A 19,040-nucleotide genomic window follows, 5' to 3' on the forward strand; every position below is an offset into this window, starting at 1 on the left:
GGGGCAATCTCGTGCCTTTCTACCCAGTCCCTACACACAAAAGGAAAGAACTGGGGTGGGGGGAACACCCCCCCCCCCGGGCCAGCCGAGAAGCCGGGCAAACCTGCACGGGCCTAGGGAACGAGCAGTACTTTCCCGGTGGTTTGGCGCGCCTCGAGGTCCGTGTGGGCCTGGGCTGCGGCCGCGAGCGGATAGGTCGCCCCGATCCTGACCTTCAAAGTGCCGTCCACCACCGCCGCGAAGACCTCCGAGGAGCGCCAGCGCCGCTCTTCGACGCTGAGCAGATAATCGGGCAGCCGCGGGCGAGTCAGGTGAACGGACCCGGCGGCAGCCAGTCGCTGCGGGTCGAACGCCGGTACCGGCCCGGACGCGGCGCCGAACAGCACCAGCGTGCCCCGCTTCCGCAGCGACGCCAGTGACCCGTCGAAGGTGGCCCGGCCCACGCCGTCGTACACCACATCCACCCCGACGCCGCCGGTCAGCCCACGCGCCGCGGTATCGAAGCCCTCATAGCGCAACACCTCATCGGCGCCGGCCTCCCTGGCCAGCGCCTCCTTATCATTGGTGGACACCGTGGTGATGACCCGCGCACCCTTGGCCTTGAGCAGCTGGATGAGCAGCAGCCCCACCCCGCCCGCCCCAGCATGCGTCAGGACCGTCTGCCCCGCCTGCACCGCGAACGTGGTGTTGATCAAATAGTGCGCGGTCATGCCCTGCAGTGGGAGTGCCGCCGCGGTCTCAAGGCTGACCCCGTCCGGCACCGGCAGGGCTTTATCGGCCTCCACCAGCGTGTACTGGGCGTAGGTGCCGACTCCTTCGGCGAACGCTACCCGGTCGCCGACGGCGAAGCCCGACGCCTCGGGGCCCAGCGCCACCACTTCCCCGGCGGCCTCGGCTCCCGGCGTGAACGGATAGCCGACGGGGTAATAGCCGCTACGCTGGTAGGTCTCGATGTAGTTGACGCCCGCCGCGGCCACCCGCACCACCAGCCCGGAGCCAGCCGGCGTGGGCTGATCGACCTCAGCCATCTTCAATACGCCGGGTCCGCCGGCCTGCTGGACAACAATGGCTGTGGGCATCGAGAGTCTCCTTCATTGGGGTGCTGTTTCGTTGGCGCTGTGATCCCATGCTAGAACGTCATGACACCTGCGTTGCGATCAAGTGCATAGTTATGTGGCTGTCTGTATATTCCTGTTGTAGAGTTGAGTCATGACTATTTCGGTAGCGGTATCCGGTGCGAGTGGCTACGCCGGTGGTGAAGCGTTGCGCCTGCTCGCGTCCCATCCTTCGGTGACGATCGGCGCGATCACCGCCCACAGCAGCGCCGGTTCACGCCTCGGTGAACTGCAGCCCCACCTGCACGCCCTGAGCGACCGCCTGATTGAGGAAACCACTGTGGACAACCTCGCCGGTCATGATGTGGTGATTCTCGCCCTCCCGCATGGAGCCAGCGCCGAGATCGCCGCCCAGTTGCCTCCCACCACCCTGGTGATCGACGCCGGAGCCGACCACCGGCTCGCCGACCCAGCCGCGTGGGAGAAGTTCTACGGATCCCCGCACGCCGGCACCTGGCCCTACGGCCTGCCCGAGTTGCCCGGCCACCGGGAGAAACTCCGCGGCGCCCGTCGGATCGCCGTCCCTGGCTGTTACCCCACCAGCTCACTCCTCGCCCTGGCTCCGGGGTTCGCCGCTGGCCTGCTGCAGCCCGACGACGTCGTGATCGTCGCTGCCTCCGGTACGTCCGGCGCCGGCAAGGCGGTCAAGGCCAACCTGCTGGGCTCCGAGGTGATGGGCGGGATGAGTCCGTATGGAGTCGGCGGCGGCCACCGGCACACCCCCGAAATTGAGCAGGGCCTCTCGCTGGCTGCGGGGAAGCAGGTCCAGGTGTCGTTCACCCCCACGCTCGCGCCGATGTCCCGCGGCATCCTGACCACCGCCACCGCCAAGGTGCTGCCGGGCACCACCACCGAACAGCTCAGGGACGCCTGGACCGCAGCGTACGACGACGAACCCTTCGTCACTGTGCTGCCTGAGGGGCAGTGGCCCGCTACCAAGGCCGTGCTCGGCTCCAACTACGCGAACCTCCAGCTGGCCTACGACGGACACGCCGGCCGGGTGATCGTGACCTGCGTGATCGACAACCTCACCAAGGGCACCGCCGGCGGAGCTATCCAGTCCATGAACATTGCCCTCGGTCTCCCCGAGACCGCTGGGCTCATTCTGCAGGGAGTAGCACCATGAGCATTACCGCGCCAGCGGGATTCCGGGCCGCAGGCACAGCCGCCGGGCTCAAGGCGTCTGGCAACGCCGATGTTGCAGTGGTCGTCAACGACGGCCCGCTGCACCACGCCGCCGCAGTGTTCACCACCAACCGGGTGGTAGCCGCACCCGTGCTGTGGTCCCGCCAGGTGGTCTCCGACGGCAGGGTGGACGCCGTGGTCCTCAATTCAGGGGGAGCGAACGCCTGCACCGGTGCCGTGGGCTTCCAGAACACGCACGCCACCGCCGAACACGCCGCCGACGCCCTGGGCATCTCTGCTGGCGACGTGTTCGTCTGCTCCACCGGGCTGATCGGGGAGCAGCTCCCCATGGACAAGCTGCTCCCGGGCGTGAGCAATGCCGTCGCGCAGCTGTCCACCGCGGGCGGACAGGCGGCAGCCGAGGCGATCATGACCACCGACTCGGTGTCCAAGGAGGCCCGCCACCCGGCCTCGGCCGATGCGCCGAGCGAAGGATATTCCATCGGGGGCATGGCCAAGGGTGCGGGAATGCTCGCCCCCGGGCTGGCGACCATGCTGGTGGTCCTCACCACCGACGCCGTCGTCGACCCGGCACAGCTCGACACCGCCCTGCACGAGGCCACCCGGGTGACCTTCGACCGGACCGATTCGGATGGGTGCATGTCCACCAACGACACGGTGGTGCTCCTCGCCTCGGGTGCCAGCGGGGTCAGCCCCGACCCGCAGGAGTTCGCTGACGCGCTGACCAGGGTCTGCCACACGCTGGCCCAGCAGCTAATCAAGGACGCCGAGGGCGCCAGCCACGACATCGCCATCACTGCGGTCAACGCGGCCAGCGAACACGACGCAGAAACGGTGTGCCGGTCCGTCGCCCGCTCCAACCTTTTCAAGACCGCGATCTTCGGCAATGACCCCAACTGGGGCCGGGTGCTCGCGGCCGTGGGCACCACCGACGCCGCCTTCGAACCGGACCAGCTCAACGTGACGATGAACGGCGTACAGATCTGCCGCAACGGCGGCATCGGCGACTCCCGGGACCTGGTCGACCTTACCGGGCGGGAGGTCACGGTCGAGATCGATCTCAACGCCGGAACCGAGACCGCGACCATCTGGACCAACGACCTCACCCACGACTACGTGCACGAAAACTCGGCGTACTCGTCGTAGCGGGTGCCTGCCGCCTAGTCGTCACTAAGGACATCATGAACTCAGTTATCGCCGCACAGGACAAGGCCGAGACCCTGATCGAAGCGCTGCCGTGGATCCAACGGTTCGCCGGCACCACCATGGTCATCAAATACGGCGGCAACGCCATGGTCAATGAGGACCTGCGCCGGGCCTTCGCCGAGGACATCGTCTTCCTCCACCATGTAGGCATCCGCCCGGTTGTCGTGCACGGCGGCGGACCGCAGATCAGTTCTATGCTGCACCGCCTCGGCATCGAGTCCGAATTCAAGGGCGGCCTGCGGGTCACCACCCCCGAAACCATGGACGTGGTCAGGATGGTACTTACCGGGCAGGTGGGCCGCGAGCTCGTCGGTCTCATCAACTCCCACGGCCCCTACGCCGTCGGACTCTCCGGTGAGGACGGCGGCCTCCTGCAGGCCACCCGCGCCGGCACCGTCGTCGACGGCGTCGAGGTGGATCTCGGCCTGGTCGGCGAGGTGGTCGGCGTCAACCCGGCGGCGATCCTCGATATCCTCGAGGCCGGCCGGATCCCCGTGATTTCCACGGTGGCCCCGGAGATCGACGACGACGGCGAGGGCACCAACCAGGTGCTCAACGTCAACGCCGACACCGCCGCAGCAGCCCTCGCCCAGGCGCTGCACGCGTCCAAACTGGTGATCCTCACTGATGTTGAGGGGTTGTACGCCAACTGGCCGGACACATCCTCGCTGATCAGTTCGCTTACTGTCAGTCAGTTGCGCACCATGCTGCCGCACCTCGAATCCGGCATGATCCCCAAAATGACCGCGTGTTTGGCAGCAGTCGACGGCGGAGTGGAGCGGGCGCACATCGTCGACGGCAGGCTGGCGCATTCCATGCTGCTGGAAACCTTCACCACCGCTGGCATCGGCACCCAGGTAGTACCTGATAAGGACGGATCATGACGGACCTGAACCCCACAGATCTCAATCATGTAGAACAGCTCGCCGGGGTGCTCGACGAGCAGGCCTCTGGAGCCGACTGGCTCGCACGCTACAGCTCGTCGCTGCTCGGCGTCTTCGGCACGCCGCAGCGGGTGCTGGTCCGCGGTAACGGTTGCACCGTCTGGGATGCCGACGGCAACGAGTATCTCGACCTGCTCGGGGGCATCGCCGTCAACGCGCTGGGCCATGCCCACCCGTTCGTCAGCTCGGTGATTTCCAGCCAGCTTGCCACCCTGGGCCACGTCTCGAACTTCTTCACCAGTCCCACCCAGATTGCCCTGGCCGAGAAACTGTTGCAGCTGTCCCAGGCGCCCACCGGGTCGAAGGTATTCTTCACCAACTCAGGGACCGAAGCTGTGGAGGCAGCCTTCAAGCTGGCCCGCCGCAACAGCACCCCCGCCGAAGACGGGAAGCCTGCCCGGAACCGGATTCTCGCCCTGGCTGGTGCCTTCCACGGCCGGACCATGGGGGCCCTCGCGCTGACCGCCAAGCAGGCGTACCGGGAACCATTCGAACCGCTGCCCGGCGGGGTGGAACATCTCCCATTCGGCGACATCGACGCCCTGGTAAATGCCGTCGACGACACCGTTGCCGCCGTCGTCATCGAACCCATCCAGGGGGAGGCTGGCGTCCGCCCGCTCCCGCCCGGATACCTGCTGGCTGCCCGTGACGTCACCACTCGGGCCGGCGCGCTGCTGATCCTTGACGAGGTCCAGACCGGCATCGGCCGCACCGGATCCTGGTTCGCGCACCAGCCCAGCGGCGTCGTGCCAGATGCCATGACCCTCGCCAAAGGGCTCGGCGGCGGGTTCCCCATTGGCGCGCTGGTCACGTTCGGCGACGCCGTGTCCTCCCTTTTCGCCCCCGGCCAGCATGGCACCACCTTCGGCGGCAACCCCGTGGCGACGGCGGCGGCCCTCGCCACCCTGCACACCATCGAGGCGACCGACCTACTCGGCCACGCGCACGACGTCGGAGCGTGGCTCCGCGCCGAGCTCGCCACAGTGGACCAGGTCACGGAGGTCCGCGGTGAGGGGCTGCTGATCGGCTTCGACCTGGACGGCGACTACGCCGCCGAGGCAGTGACTGAAGCGTTGCACCGGGGCTTCATCGTGAACGCTCCCACCCCGCATACACTGCGCCTGGCACCGCCGCTGATCCTCACCCGGGACCAGGCTGCCACCTTCACCGCCGCGCTGCCCGGCATCATAGCCATCGCAAAGGAACGTACCCCATGACCCGCCACTTCCTGATCGACACCGACCTCACACAGGCTGAACAGACCGAAGTCCTCGACCTGGCCGCAGAGCTCAAGCGGGCCCCCTATTCGCGCAGCACCTACGCCGGCGTCGACCCGGACGGAGTGGCCACCACCGGGCGTCAGACCGTCGCGGTCATCTTCGACAAGACCTCTACCCGCACCCGGGTCTCCTTCGCCACCGGCATCGCCGATCTGGGCGGGGTCCCGCTGATCATCGGCGCGGGGGACTCGCAGTTGGGCCACAAGGAATCCATCACCGACACGGCCAAGGTGCTCGAACGCATGGTCTCCACCATTGTGTGGCGCACCTACGCCCAGACGGGGCTGGAAGAAATGGCCGCGGCGTCGAAGGTGCCCGTGATCAACGCGCTCTCCGACGACTACCACCCGTGCCAGCTCCTCGCCGACCTTCTGACCATCCGCGAACACAAGGGCACCCTGGCCGGGCTCACCCTCGCTTATCTGGGCGACGCCGCCAACAATATGGCCAACTCCTACCTGCTTGCCGGCGTAACAGCCGGGATGCACGTGCGGATCGCCGGTCCCGAGGGGCATCTGCCTCAGCAGGCGGTGGTTGACGTGGCTACCGCCCGGGCCGCCGAAACCGGTGGGTCGGTGCTCGTCACCACCGACCCGGCCACGGCACTGACCGGCGCCGACGTCGTCGCGACCGACACCTGGATTTCCATGGGCCAGGAACCTGACAGCGCCAGCGCCAAGGACGCGACCTATGAGTTGTTCAGCAGCTACGGGGTGGATGCGGCGGCGATGGCGCTGGCTGCACCGGACGCCGTCGTGCTCCACTGCCTGCCCGCCTACCGCGGCTACGAGATCGCAGCCGACGTCATCGACGGCCCGCAGTCAGTGGTCTGGGATGAGGCCGAAAACCGGTTGCACGCCCAGAAAGCCCTGATGGTGTGGCTGATGGACCGGCGATGACCCAACTGCAGCCCACCACCAAAACCGCCCGCCAGGCCAGGATCCGGGCCATCCTCACGGGTCAGTCTGTTCGCTCGCAGGCGGAGCTGGCGGCGCTCCTGGCCGACGACGGCGTCCTCGTCACCCAGGCGACCCTCTCCCGCGATCTGGTGGAACTCGGCGCCGTCCGGGTCCGTGCGGGCGAAGGGACGCTCGTCTACGCGGTACCCGCCGAGGGCGGCGGACGGACCCCGCAGAGCGGGGTCACCCAGGAAAGTCTCGACTCCCGGCTGGCGCGACTCTGTTCGGAGTTGCTCGTCACCGCCGAGGCGTCGGGCAACCTGGTGGTGCTTCGCACCCCGCCCGGGGCCGCCAATTTTCTTGCCCTCGCCATTGACCACTCGGTGATGCCCTCGGTCCTGGGCAGCCTCGCCGGCGACGACACGATTATGCTGGTGACCCGTGACCCGGCGGGTGGGCCGGACGTCGCCGCGCGTTTCCGCCAGTTCGCTCAAGACCCCATGAACAAGCCCCTGTCCTGAACAGCACACCCCCAACGCCCCTCAACACCCCCACAATCTAGGAGCACAACCCATGACTGAACGCATCGTCCTCGCCTATTCGGGCGGACTCGACACCTCAGTGGCCATCGGCTGGATCGCGGAAGCGACGGGCGCCGAGGTCATCGCCGTCGCCGTCGACGTCGGACAGGGTGGCGAATCCCTGGAGGAGATCCGCCAGCGCGCCCTCGACTGCGGCGCCGTCGAAGCCTACGTTGCTGACGCCCGCGACGAATTCGCCACCGAGTACTGCATGCCGGCGCTGAAGGCCAACGCCCTCTACATGGACGCCTACCCCCTGGTCTCCGCCGTCTCCCGTCCGGTGATCGTGAAGCACCTGGTCGCCGCGGCCCGCGAGTTCGGCGCCACCACCGTTGCCCACGGCTGCACCGGCAAGGGCAACGACCAGGTGCGGTTCGAGGTGGGCATCCAGACCCTCGGCCCCGACCTGCGCTGCATCGCTCCCGTGCGTGACCTCGCCCTGACCCGGGACAAGGCCATCGCCTTCGCCGAAGAACACAACCTGCCGATCCAGACCACCAAGAAGAACCCGTTCTCGATCGACCAGAACGTGTGGGGCCGCGCAGTGGAAACCGGTTTTCTCGAGGACATCTGGAACGGTCCCACCAAGGATGTCTACGAGTACACCGATTCCCCGGAGTTCTCCCCGGCAGCGGACGAAGTGACCATCACCTTCCGTGAGGGAATCCCCGTCGCCATCGACGGCGTCGCCGTCACCCCGCTGCAGGCCATCGAGCAGCTCAACCGGCGCGCCGGAGCCCAGGGCGTGGGACGCATCGACATCGTCGAGGACCGCCTGGTCGGCATCAAGAGCCGTGAAATCTATGAGGCACCGGGCGCCATGGCCCTGATCGCCGCCCACCGCGAACTGGAAAACGTCACCGTCGAACGTGAGCAGGCCCGGTTCAAGAAGACCGTCGGCCAGCGCTGGACCGAACTGGTGTACGACGGCCAGTGGTTCTCCCCACTGAAGCGTTCACTCGACACCTTCATCGAGGACACCCAGAAGTATGTGTCGGGCGACATCAGGATGGACCTGCACGGCGGGCGCGCCACCGTGACCGGCCGCCGCTCCGAGACGGCCCTGTACGACTTCAACCTGGCCACCTACGACACCGGCGACACCTTCGACCAGTCGATGGCCCGCGGCTTCATCGAAATTTTCGGCCTGTCGTCCAAGGTGGCCTCGGGTCGCGACGAGCGGGCGGGTCAGTAACTGTGTCAGGAGCCACCACCAACGAGGGAGCCCTGTGGGGCGGCCGGTTCGACGGCGGACCCGCCGACGCGCTGGCCGCCCTGAGCAAGTCGACCCACTTCGACTGGCGCCTCGCGGTCTACGACATCGCCGGATCCCGGGCCCATGCCCGGGTGCTGCACCGCGCCGGTCTGCTCGACGACGGCGAGCTGACCGGCATGCTCACGGCCCTCGACACCCTCGACGACGACGTCCGGTCCGGCGCCTACACCCCTGCCGCATCGGATGAGGACGTGCATGGGTCCCTGGAACGCGGCCTGATTGAACGCGCCGGCGTGCAGTTGGGCGGGAAGCTGCGTGCCGGCCGGTCCCGGAACGACCAGGTGGCTACCCTCGGCCGGATGTATCTGCGGGACCACGCCCGGATCATCGCCAGCGGGGTGCTGGCGACCATCGAGGCGCTGGTCCGGCAGGCCGAGGATCACCTGCGGGTTCCCATGCCGGGCCGCACCCACCTGCAGCATGCCCAGCCGGTGCTGCTCAGCCACCACCTCCTCGCCCACGCCTGGGCGCTGCTGCGCGATGTGCAGCGGTTGCAGGACTGGGACAAGCGCGCCGCGGTGTCACCTTATGGGTCCGGCGCGCTGGCAGGTTCCTCGCTGGGGCTCGACCCGCAGGCGGTCGCCGCGGAGCTGGGCTTCACCTCCGCCACCCACAACTCGATCGACGGGACCGCGGCACGGGATGTCTACGCCGAGTTCGCGTGGATTGCCTCCATGATCGGGGTTGACCTGTCCCGGATCAGTGAAGAGGTGATCCTGTGGGCCACCAAGGAGTTCTCCTTCGTCACCCTCCACGACTCCTACTCCACCGGGTCATCGATCATGCCGCAGAAGAAGAACCCCGACGTCGCCGAACTGGCCCGCGGCAAAGCGGGCCGCCTGATCGGTAACCTCACCGGGCTGCTGGCCACCCTCAAAGGGTTGCCGCTGGCCTATAACCGTGACCTGCAGGAAGACAAGGAACCGGTCTTCGACGCGACCGACACCCTGGAAGTGCTCCTGCCGGCCGTCTCGGGCATGATCGCCACGCTGACATTCAACACTGAGCGGATGGCGTCCCTGGCACCCCAGGGGTTCGCCCTCGCCACGGATATTGCCGAATGGCTGGTTCGCCAGGGGATTCCGTTCCGGGAAGCCCACGAACTCTCCGGCGCGGCAGTCCGGCTGGCCGAGGGGCGCGGCGTTGAACTGTGGGACCTCAGCGACGCCGACTATGCGTCCATTTCCGATTCCCTCACCCCCGGTGTCCGGGAGGTGCTCACTGTCGAGGGCTCGCTGAACAGCCGCGACTCGCAGGGTGGCACGGCCCCGGCCGCCGTGGAACGCCAATTGCAGGCGTTGCGGGATGAGCTGACCACGGCGGCCAGCTTCCTCTCGGAAGCGCGGGGTACCCTCAAGAAAAGGACCTGAAGCACACGCCCTTCGCGGGGCCCAACGAAGAGGACCCTCAATGATCGAACATCTCATCCGCGAAGTATCAGCCGGTCTCGCCGTCGCGGGCGAAGACTTCAAGGCAACGGTCAAGGGCCTTGACGACGCCTCGTTCGGCGGGCCGACGGCGTTGCCGGGTTGGTCGCGGGCTCATGTGGTGGCCCACGCGGAGGGCATTTCCCGCGCCATGCAACGGCAGGTTGAACACGCCGTCCAGGGGGAGACGATCGAGCTGTACGACGGCGGCTTCGACGGCCGAGTCCAGGCCATCGAGGCCAGGGCGCAACGCGATCCCTTAACGCAGAAGGAGGCGCTAGTGGCGGCGGTTGACGACGCCATCGGCGCTTTCGAGCATGCCCGTGACCATTGGGAAGCGAAAATCTCCTACCGGGACGGGACGGTGTATGACGGCGCCCTGGCCCTGTGGCGGGAACTGGTCATCCACGCCTCCGACCTCGATGCCGGCACCACCTCGCGGGACTGGAGTGACCGCTTCTGCCACTATCTGATCGATTTCCTCGCCGCCCGGGTTCCCTCGGGTACCGTGTTGAAGCTGCAGCCCCTCGGCGAGGAACCCATCACCATCCAGGGCACCCCTAACGACGGCGCCGCACCCGCCAACGATGACGCTGCCCACGACGCTGCTGCCCACACCGTCGTCGTCACCGGCGCCCTGCAGGACATCGCTGCCTGGTTGGCCGGCCGCGAACCCGTTGGGGGACTGGAAGCGACCGATGCGGCAGCAGCCGCAGACACCGTCGACCTGCCTGAGCTGCTGTCCTGGCCTGCGGCGTTGACACCCCGGTAAGGACCCTTCCGGAAGGCTGGCCTCTGGGGTAGGTTGGGAGCAGCCTGTCGTAGGAGGCGCCATGGAATCCCAACTCACCGGCGAGTTGCAGCTCGAATCGATCTCAGATCGCGCCGAGCCGTTAGGCCGAATTGAACGGCTGAGCGACGGCTATGTGATCGCGTTTGACCGGCAGCTTGATTACCCCCGCTCCTACATCTGGAACCTCCTCACCGATCCCGCCCGGGTGTCCCAATGGCTCGGTAAACTTACTCCGGGGTGGGTGCTGGGCAAGGAATATTCGCTGGACATGAGCGGGGACCTGTCCACCGGAACCGTCCTGCAACTGAATCCACCCACGAGTCTGCAGGTCACCTGGGACGATAGCATGGGGCTCGAATCGCTGCTGGAATGGCGGGTCCTCGACTGCGCCGGTGGCACCCTCCTCCAGTTCCAGGCCCGGTCGGAGACCACAGAGTTCCTCACCGAGGGGGCAGCAGGCTGGCAGCTCATCCTCGACGCACTGGACGACGTCGCCGCCGGGCGGACCGTCCGACCCGGTGCCGACTGGGCGGCACTGCGGAAGGAATACGCCGCCAGATATCAGGTTTCGCACACGATGGGCGAGCTCGAAATCGCCGATGGCATCACCATGATCCACTTTGACCGGCGCTTCGAGGCACGGCTGCCCAGGGTCAAGGACGCGCTGACCGCCGATCCCACCCAACAGCCGCGCGTCGAGCAGGCGGAAGTGGACTTTACCGCCACCGGTTCCGTCACGCTCCTCACCGTCCGGCATGTGGTGGAGGACCCCACCGAAACCGCGGCCCTCATGGCCCGGTGGCATGCGCATCTCGATGCCGTGGGGGTGGATCTCGACGGCGACACCCCTCACATCAGCGTCCGCAAACTGCGGGTCCTCGAAGACTTCTACCGGGCCAATACCGCCGCCGAGTGAGTCGCTTCGCGGGCCAGGAGACTGGTCTTCACCTCAAGACCCCAGCGGAAACCACCTAGCGATCCGTCGGTGCGGATCACCCGATGACACGGCACGAACAGCGCTGCAGCATTCCTGGCGCAAGCCCCCGCCGCGGCACGCACCGCGGCAGCGTTTCCCGCCAGCGACGCGTATTGCGCGTAGGTCACCGGCTGACCGGGTCGCACAGTCCGCAGCATGTCCCAGGCGTGACTGCGGAACGGACCCGAGACCTGCCGCACGGTCACCGAGTCGATGGCGCCGACGTCGCCGTCGTAATAGGCAGTGACGGCGGCGGTAATGGGGCCAAGTTCCGCAGGGTCCACCTGACGCGGCGCTTCAGCGGGGCGGAGCGCCGGATGGACTTGCCCGGTGAGATCCCCAAGGTCGACGGTCCAGCCCGACGCAAGAACCGCGCCGTCCTGTTCCAGTATGGTGAATGGCCCATCGGGGGTGTGGACAGTGGTCTGCTTGCAGGCGGGGGGATGGGTGAGGGTCAAGGGGATACCGCTTTCACTGGTGGGTTGGTGGGGGTACCGGCAAGGCGCCAGAGGTGCATCGTCGCGTAGGAACGCCAGGGGCTGAAGCGCTCCATGATGGCCGAGACCCGGCGAGGATCGGTTATTAAGGAGGGGCCGGCCAGTGCCGCCCAGCCGTTCCGGACCGCGGCGTCGTTATCCAGGTGGATGTCGGTGGCGCCCAGAACGCGCATCGCCACATAGCTGACGGTCCACGGTCCAATGCCCGGGAACGGCAGGAGTTTGCGCTCAAGATCGGCAAGATCGTCCTGCACCCCGAACTGGAGGCTGCCGTCGGCAAGCGCCGCGCTCACCCGCAACACACTGTCGACCCGCCGGGCTGGACCCCTGAGGAGACCGGCGCCGCCGTCGGCGACCTGCGCGGCAGTCGGGAACAGCCGGTGGACGTGGTGCCCGGAGGGCGTTCCGGCGGGGGCCAGTGTTGAGGGGCTGCCCAGCACCGCCAGCCGGTGCAGGGCGGTGCGGGCCGCTTTCACGGTGATCTGCTGGCCAATCAGGGCGCGCAGCAGGATCTCGTGCGGGTCAATTGCCCCGGGGAGCCGGATGCCCGGGATGAGCTGAACTCTGCTGGCGAGCAGCGGGTCGGCGCCCAGCACAGCGTCCACCGCCAGCGGGTCGGCGTCGAGGTCAAACAGCCGACGGATCCGGGATAGCAACACCGGAAGATCGGGCAGCTTTTCGACCATCACCTTGACTGCGAGGGCCGGGACGCCGCTGGACGCCGTCGCCAGTCGCGCGCTGAACCACGCCTGTCCGTCGGGCAGTTGAAGCAGCCGTTCGTACGTTTCGGTCGTGGCATACTCCACCCCCTCAACGGCACGCAAGCGCAGGAAATCGAAGATACCGGGATCGTAGGGCGCCCGCAGCGGCAGCAGCAGCGACAGGGTGGTCCCCGGTTCGGTTCCAGCGTCACCGGTGTCACCGGCGTTATGGCTGCTGGGGATGGTCGCGCGTGCCCGAAGATCGGACGGGGTGAGGGCAAACACTTCCTGCACTGTGTCGTTGAACTGTCTGACACTGCTGAACCCGGCAGCGAAGGCGATATCGGCGAACCTCATTCCAGTGGCGGTCAGCAGGGACCGGGCGGTCTGCGCGCGGGTTGCGCGAGCGAGAGCCAACGGGCCGGCGCCGAGTTCCTGGAGGAGGATCCTGTTCAGTTGGCGGCTTGAATACCCGAGCCGTGCGGCCAGACCCGTCACACCCGTGCGGTCCACTTCGCCGTCGGAGATCAACCGCATCGCGCGCGCCGCGGCGTCGGAACGCAAATTCCAGTCGGGGGTGCCGGGCACAGCTTCAGGGAGGCAACGCTTGCAGGCCCGGTAGCCAGCCTGGTGAGCCGCGGCCGAGGTCTGGTAGAAGGTGACGTTGGCGGGCTTCGGTGTCCGCGCCGGGCAGGACGGACGACAATAGATTTTCGTCGTCGCCACCGCTGTGACGAACTGCCCGTCGAAACGGGCGTCCCGGGAATCGATTGCCCGGTACTGCTGCCAGAAGTCCATCTCCCCATCGTTGCAGGTTCCAGCACCCCTCCGCTAGCGGGAATCGGACATCAGGGTGAGTGAACCGGCCGGGGGTTTGCTACGGTCTTGTGCTGTGGATGCCACGACCGACCGAAACCGCCTGGCCCTGCCCGCCACCGTGGTTGCACACACCCTGCTGGGCGCCCGACTCACCCACGACGACGGCACCGACCGCGTTTCCGTGCGCATCACGGAGGTGGAGGCGTACCTCGGCCCCGACGATCCGGGCTCCCACGCCTTCCGGGGGCAAACCGCCCGGAACGCGACCATGTTCGGCGACGCGGGCCACCTCTACGTGTACTTCACCTACGGCATGCACTACTGCGCCAACGTGGTCTGCGGCCAGACGGGGGAGGCCACCGGGCTGTTGCTACGGGCCGGCGAAATTGTCGAGGGCCACAACGCTGCCCGGGAACGTCGCGGCTTCCCCCGCGTCGAGCTTGATCTGGCTCGCGGACCCGCCCGGCTGGCTCAGGCCCTTGGCCTGAATAGGAGGTTCGACGGCACCGACCTGTTCGGTGGGCCACTCGCCTTGACGCTGCCGGAGACCGCCGCAGATCCGGCCAGCGTGTCGAGCGGCCCCCGCGTCGGAGTGGCGGGGGCGGGTGGAGGGGAGGCTTACCGGTGGCGGTTCTGGCTCACCGGCGACCCCACAGTGTCCCGCTACCGCGCGGCCAAGCCCCGGACAGCCCGTACAGTTAACGGGTGAATAATTCAGTGCCCGATGTTTCAGGGCCAACCGCCTCACCGTCAGCAATCGTGTCAACCACGGCCCAGGACCACATCGACCGGCTGTGCCTCACGGTTGAGGACTTCCCCCGGCCCGGCATCAGCTTCCGCGATCTGACGCCCGTGTTCGGAGACGGTGCCGCGTTCCGCGCCGTCGTCGACGACCTGATGCAGCCCTTCGCCGGCACATTCGACCTGGTGGCGGGCATCGAGGCCCGAGGATTCCTCCTCGCCGCGGCAGTTGCGTACGCCACCGGGACGGGAGTGATCGCGGTCCGCAAGCCGGGCAAGCTACCCCGCCCGGTCCACTCCGAGTCCTACAGTCTTGAGTATGGGGAAGCCTCGCTGGAAATCCACCGGGACGACGTCGCCCCCGGCACCCGGGTTCTCGTACTCGACGACGTGCTGGCCACGGGCGGGACCCTCGCCGCAGCGACAGCGTTGTTTGACTCCTGCGGTGCTGACGTCGTTGGATGCGCTGTGGTCCTGGAACTGCAGGCCCTGCAGGGACGCCGGAGGGTGCAGCAGCACCGGGTACATGCTGTGGCGTCCTCCTAGGATTCGCTGACCATGCCAAAAGTGTCACCTGCACTGTAGAATTGACGGTCTGCCTTTGGCGAGAGGGAAACGCATAATGCATCACACATCCACGGCCCGCACCGAGCTTGAACACGAGCGCGGCTATGTGGCAGGGCTGTACCAGCGGCTTGACGAGCTCCGCGACGAAAAGCGGGGGCAACTTGCCGAGGTGCGCCGTTCCCTGTCGGCCGGGTCACATCAAAACCGCTCTGAACGCGATGCTTTTGCCACCATGTATGAGGACCGGTTGGCGCAGCTGAACGCAGTGGACGATCGCCTCGTGTTTGGCCGGCTGGACCTCGACGACGGCGACGAGCGATACATCGGCAGGATCGGGCTGTCCACCGAGGACCTTCAGCAGCTCATGGTCGACTGGCGTGCCCCTGAGGCAGGAACCTTCTATCAGGCCACCGCCTTCGAACGGATGGGAGTGCGACGACGTCGGCACCTGATTCTGTCCCGGCGGAACGTCCTCGCCATTGAAGATGATGTGTTGGACGCCGCGCTGTTGACCGAAGACGAATCGCTGCAGGGCGAGGGAGCGCTGCTGGCTGCGCTCAATTCCAAGCGCACCGGGCAGATGTCTGACATCGTCGGCACGATTCAGGCCGAGCAGGACCGGGTGATCCGCGCACCCCTTCAGGGCGTCGTCGTCGTCCAGGGCGGACCGGGAACCGGCAAGACCGCGGTAGCGCTGCACCGCGCCGCCTATCTCCTCTATACGCACCGGGAACGGCTGAAGTCGGCCGGCGTCCTGCTCGTGGGCCCGACGAACGCGTTCATGAAATACATAGAGCGGGTGCTGCCGTCCCTGGGCGAGACCGGTGTGGTGATGGCGAGCATCGGCAGTCTGATGCCCGGCATCACCGCAGTGCAGGAGCCCACCGAGGATGCCGCCGAGATCAAGGGTCGCCTGGACATGGTCGAGGTACTGCGGCGTGCCCTGGCGAACCGCCAGCGGGTCCCCCACGAGGACAAGCGGCTCAACGTCGAAGGCACCCTGTTGACCCTGTCCCCACGGCAGGTCCGCAAAGCCCGCGACCGGGCCCGCGCCACCGGGAAACCCCACAACGAAGCCCGCGTGACCTTTGTGAAGATCTTGCTGCGGGAATTGACCGAGCAGCTCACCGAGCAGCTCGAGGAGTCGTCGGGGGCGGGGAACACTGCCGACCGGTCCTATCTGGCGGAGGATGTGCGCAGCTCGCGGGATGTCCGGATAGCGCTGAACCTCGCCTGGATGCCCCTCACCCCTGAGAAGTTCATCGCCGAACTGCTGACCAAACCGGGCATCCTTGCCGCTGCCGCGCCAGGATTCACCGACGCTGAGCTTGTGCACCTCACCCGGCCCGCCGGTGCCCCGTGGACCGAAGCCGATGTGGCCCTGCTGGATGAGGCCGCCGAGCTGCTCGGTGACCTCGACCCGTCAGCCGGGCGCGATACGGCGGTCAGGGACCAGGAGCGCCGCCGCGACTTGGCGAACGCCGAGCGGACTCTCGAGAACGTGAACGAGTCCCTCGCCGATTCAGGGGTTGATGGTGTCCTTACCGCTGAGGACCTGGCAGACCACAACGCGGTGACCGAGGCCAGAATGAGCGCAGCCGATCGCGCCTCGGTCGACAGGACGTGGGCCTTCGGTCACATCGTGGTCGATGAAGCGCAGGAACTCTCACCGATGCAGTGGCGCGTCCTGATGCGCCGTTGCCCGCTGAAGTCGTTCACCATTGTGGGGGACATCGCGCAGACCAGTTCAGCGGCGGGGTCAAATTCCTGGCAGCAGGCGCTGGAACCTTTCGTGGGGGAGCGGTGGCAACTCGAAGAACTGACTGTCAACTACCGCACGCCCGCGCAGATCGCCGAGGCAGCCGCCCGGATGGCCAACGCCGCTGGCCTGGTGGTGTCGGCGCCCAAGGCAGTCCGGGAGGGACGCTGGGCCCCGATCGTGGACCGGGTGCCTGAGCTGATTCCGGCGCTCCTGACCGCTGTGCCGGAAGAACTCGACGCTGTGGAGGGGGGACTGCTGGCCATCATCGCGCCCGAGCGACTCCTGGCGGAGGTGCGGGCAGCACTGGCCGGAGCGTACGGGCCGCGGATTGGCTTCGGTGCCGGCAGCACGGGCCAGGACATCGTTGTCACCAGTCCACGGGAAGCCAAGGGCCTGGAATTCGACGGTGTCGTGGTGTTGGAACCGGCAGAGATGCTCGACCCTCGATCCATCAGGGTGGGCGATCTGTACGTGTCCATGACCCGGCCCACCCAACGCCTACGACTCATTGCCACCGGTGAAATACCGGCAGGCATCGAGGACTGATAATTTAGAGCCTGTGTCCCAGCAAACAGAACCCACAGACCCAGGCCCCGCCGAGCTCCTGAACGGCCAGCGCAACGACCCGGCTTTCGCCAATGTATGGCAAGAACTGAAGTGGCGCGGACTGGTCCACGTCTCCACCGACGAGAAAGCCCTCGAGGAAGCCCTCGCGGGCGACCCGGTGACCTTCTACTGTGGTTTCGACCCCACCGCTCCCAGTTTGCATCTTGGACACCTGGTGCAGTTGCTGACGATGCGCCGGCTGCAACTCGCCGGCCACCGTGCGCTAGGGCTGGTCGGGGGTTCCACCGGCCTGATCGGCGACCCGCGGCCCACGTCGGAGCGTGCGCTCAATACGCCCGAAACCGTTGCCGAGTGGGTCGAGAAGCTGAAGGCTCAGGTGGAAAAATACCTTGACTTCACCGGGGCCAATCCTGCCCGGATGGTCAACAACCTGGACTGGACGGCGCCGCTGAGTGCCATTGACTTCCTGCGGGAGATCGGCAAGCACTACCGGGTGGGCACCATGCTGGCCAAAGACGCCGTCAGCGCCCGGCTGAATTCCGACGCCGGCATCAGCTACACGGAGTTCAGCTACCAGATTCTTCAGGGCCTTGACTTCCTTGAGCTCTACCGCAGCTACGGCTGCACCCTCCAGACCGGCGGATCCGATCAGTGGGGCAACCTGACCAGCGGCACCGACTTGATCAGGCGTGCCGAGGGGAAGAGTGTCCACGCCATTGGTACCCCGCTGATCACCAACTCAGACGGCACCAAGTTCGGCAAGAGCGAGGGCAACGCCATCTGGATCGACGCCGAGCTCACCAGCCCCTACGCCTTCTACCAGTTCTGGCTCAATACTGCCGACGCGGACGTGGTGGGCCGGCTGAAGGTTTTCACGTTCAAGTCGCGTCAGGAGATCGACGAGCTCGGGCGAGCCGCCGAGGAGCGGCCGCACCTGCGTGAGGCTCAGCGTGCCCTGGCATTCGAGGTGAATTCCCTGGTGCACGGGGTGGACGCCACCGAGAAGGTGATTGCCGCGTCGGCCGCCCTATTTGGGCATAGTGAGCTATCCGGGCTGGACAACACCGTACTGTCGGCTGCGATGGCCGAACTGCCGACAGTACGGGTGTCCAGGGACTCACTGGGGATTATTGACCTGCTGGTCACCAGTGGGCTGTCCGCCAGTAACTCGGCGGCCCGGCGCACGGTGGGGGAGGGCGGCGCCTACGTGAACAACGTCAAGGTGCAGGATCCCGACGCAGTGGTCACTGCAGACACCCTGCTCCACGGCCGGTATCTGGTGCTTCGCCGCGGCAAACGCGCTCTGGCGACAATCGATGTGTCACCGGCCTGACCGCGCGAAACGGGGGCCGCGCAAGGGGATTTGCGCGGACCCGGATCCACGTGTAATGTTTTCTGAGTTGCCGCCATTGAGTGGCAACCACCCCCTTCGAAAATTCATCAGGTAGTCCGGCGTGTGCTCAGCACAGAAGCCAGACTCACCTGAACTTTTCGTCGGCTCATTCGGTTGTTTTTGTCGAAATCCGGAAATAGCGCGGATTTGACAAAGAGAATGCGGATGGAATAACTTTAGATAAGTCGCAGCGAGGAAATGTAAATAGAAAGTATATTTACAAGAACCTCGAATTGCGCCTGTTGTTTGAGAACTCAATAGTGTGCCATGTTTGTTGATACCGATTGTTTTATTGATTGGTTGAATTTGGCTGCATGATGCCATTTTGTGGTGTTGTGTGGTTGTTTTTG

The 19,040-nt window shown here is 66.5% G+C and carries 18 protein-coding genes; 14 read left to right on the forward strand and 4 right to left on the reverse strand.

All coding sequences use genetic code 11. The features are described 5' to 3' along the window. Positions 1 to 113 precede the first annotated feature (113 nt). The gene (locus ACX80O_RS15825; protein WP_459334041.1) at positions 114 to 1,079 is read right to left on the reverse strand and encodes a quinone oxidoreductase family protein; all 966 of its coding nucleotides are present in this window, start codon (positions 1,077 to 1,079) and stop codon (positions 114 to 116) included. Positions 1,080 to 1,209: 130 nt separating this feature from the next. Between ACX80O_RS15825 and argC the strand changes: the two genes are divergently transcribed. From argC to ACX80O_RS15875, 10 genes are all read left to right on the forward strand, one after another. After that, positions 1,210 to 2,241, forward strand: coding sequence for an N-acetyl-gamma-glutamyl-phosphate reductase (argC, locus tag ACX80O_RS15830; RefSeq protein ID WP_459334042.1), 1,032 nt, complete (start codon positions 1,210 to 1,212; stop codon positions 2,239 to 2,241). Further along, the gene (argJ, locus tag ACX80O_RS15835) at positions 2,238 to 3,407 is read left to right on the forward strand and encodes a bifunctional glutamate N-acetyltransferase/amino-acid acetyltransferase ArgJ (RefSeq protein WP_459309124.1); all 1,170 of its coding nucleotides are present in this window, start codon (positions 2,238 to 2,240) and stop codon (positions 3,405 to 3,407) included. Before argC ends, argJ begins: the two co-directional genes overlap by 4 nt. Positions 3,408 to 3,442: 35 nt before the next feature. Further along, on the forward strand, positions 3,443 to 4,351 hold the full coding sequence (gene argB, locus ACX80O_RS15840; RefSeq protein WP_459309123.1) for an acetylglutamate kinase: 909 nt from the start codon (positions 3,443 to 3,445) through the stop codon (positions 4,349 to 4,351). Then, a complete protein-coding gene (locus ACX80O_RS15845) occupies positions 4,348 to 5,628 on the forward strand; it encodes an acetylornithine transaminase (protein WP_459334043.1) in 1,281 nt (426 codons plus the stop codon). Before argB ends, ACX80O_RS15845 begins: the two co-directional genes overlap by 4 nt. Further along, entirely contained in the window at positions 5,625 to 6,590 is a 966-nt protein-coding gene (gene argF / locus ACX80O_RS15850) for an ornithine carbamoyltransferase (RefSeq protein ID WP_459334044.1), read from the forward strand. The genes ACX80O_RS15845 and argF overlap by 4 nt, the downstream gene beginning before the upstream one ends. Then, positions 6,587 to 7,111, forward strand: a complete 525-nt coding sequence (locus ACX80O_RS15855; RefSeq protein ID WP_459309120.1) for an arginine repressor — start codon at positions 6,587 to 6,589, stop codon at positions 7,109 to 7,111. Before argF ends, ACX80O_RS15855 begins: the two co-directional genes overlap by 4 nt. 52 nt (positions 7,112 to 7,163) lie before the next feature. Continuing rightward, on the forward strand, positions 7,164 to 8,366 hold the full coding sequence (locus ACX80O_RS15860) for an argininosuccinate synthase (RefSeq protein WP_459334045.1): 1,203 nt from the start codon (positions 7,164 to 7,166) through the stop codon (positions 8,364 to 8,366). A 2-nt stretch (positions 8,367 to 8,368) separates the two neighbouring features. Then, complete coding sequence (gene argH, locus ACX80O_RS15865) at positions 8,369 to 9,817, forward strand: argininosuccinate lyase (protein ID WP_459334046.1); 1,449 nt, start codon at positions 8,369 to 8,371, stop codon at positions 9,815 to 9,817. A gap of 40 nt (positions 9,818 to 9,857) precedes the next feature. After that, complete coding sequence (locus ACX80O_RS15870; protein WP_459334047.1) at positions 9,858 to 10,646, forward strand: maleylpyruvate isomerase family mycothiol-dependent enzyme; 789 nt, start codon at positions 9,858 to 9,860, stop codon at positions 10,644 to 10,646. Positions 10,647 to 10,707: 61 nt separating this feature from the next. Further along, positions 10,708 to 11,583, forward strand: coding sequence for an SRPBCC domain-containing protein (locus ACX80O_RS15875; protein ID WP_459309113.1), 876 nt, complete (start codon positions 10,708 to 10,710; stop codon positions 11,581 to 11,583). Here ACX80O_RS15875 and ACX80O_RS15880 read toward each other — a convergent pair. Both ACX80O_RS15880 and ACX80O_RS15885 read right to left on the reverse strand, forming a co-directional pair. Beyond that, positions 11,556 to 12,101 (reverse strand): methylated-DNA--[protein]-cysteine S-methyltransferase, encoded by a 546-nt coding sequence (locus tag ACX80O_RS15880; RefSeq protein WP_459309111.1) that lies wholly within the window; start codon positions 12,099 to 12,101, stop codon positions 11,556 to 11,558. The two genes, ACX80O_RS15875 and ACX80O_RS15880, sit on opposite strands and share 28 nt — an antisense overlap. Beyond that, positions 12,098 to 13,639 (reverse strand): DNA-3-methyladenine glycosylase 2 family protein, encoded by a 1,542-nt coding sequence (locus ACX80O_RS15885; RefSeq protein ID WP_459309110.1) that lies wholly within the window; start codon positions 13,637 to 13,639, stop codon positions 12,098 to 12,100. The genes ACX80O_RS15880 and ACX80O_RS15885 overlap by 4 nt, the downstream gene beginning before the upstream one ends. Before the next feature lie 94 nt (positions 13,640 to 13,733). Here ACX80O_RS15885 and ACX80O_RS15890 point away from each other — a divergent pair, with 94 nt between their 5' ends. From ACX80O_RS15890 to tyrS, 4 genes are all read left to right on the forward strand, one after another. Beyond that, the gene (locus ACX80O_RS15890) at positions 13,734 to 14,369 is read left to right on the forward strand and encodes a DNA-3-methyladenine glycosylase (protein ID WP_459309109.1); all 636 of its coding nucleotides are present in this window, start codon (positions 13,734 to 13,736) and stop codon (positions 14,367 to 14,369) included. Positions 14,370 to 14,419: 50 nt separating this feature from the next. Next, the gene (locus ACX80O_RS15895; RefSeq protein ID WP_459309127.1) at positions 14,420 to 14,947 is read left to right on the forward strand and encodes an adenine phosphoribosyltransferase; all 528 of its coding nucleotides are present in this window, start codon (positions 14,420 to 14,422) and stop codon (positions 14,945 to 14,947) included. 76 nt (positions 14,948 to 15,023) lie between these two features. Continuing rightward, a complete protein-coding gene (locus ACX80O_RS15900) occupies positions 15,024 to 17,276 on the forward strand; it encodes a HelD family protein (RefSeq protein ID WP_459334048.1) in 2,253 nt (750 codons plus the stop codon). Between the two features lie 13 nt (positions 17,277 to 17,289). Beyond that, a complete protein-coding gene (gene tyrS, locus ACX80O_RS15905; RefSeq protein WP_459334049.1) occupies positions 17,290 to 18,630 on the forward strand; it encodes a tyrosine--tRNA ligase in 1,341 nt (446 codons plus the stop codon). Here the strand turns inward: tyrS and ACX80O_RS15910 are convergent. Then, positions 18,619 to 19,040 (reverse strand): hypothetical protein (locus ACX80O_RS15910; protein WP_459334050.1); only part of this gene is annotated, 422 nt, incomplete at its 5' end. The two genes, tyrS and ACX80O_RS15910, sit on opposite strands and share 12 nt — an antisense overlap.

This window comes from Arthrobacter glycogeni, from assembly GCF_054511155.1.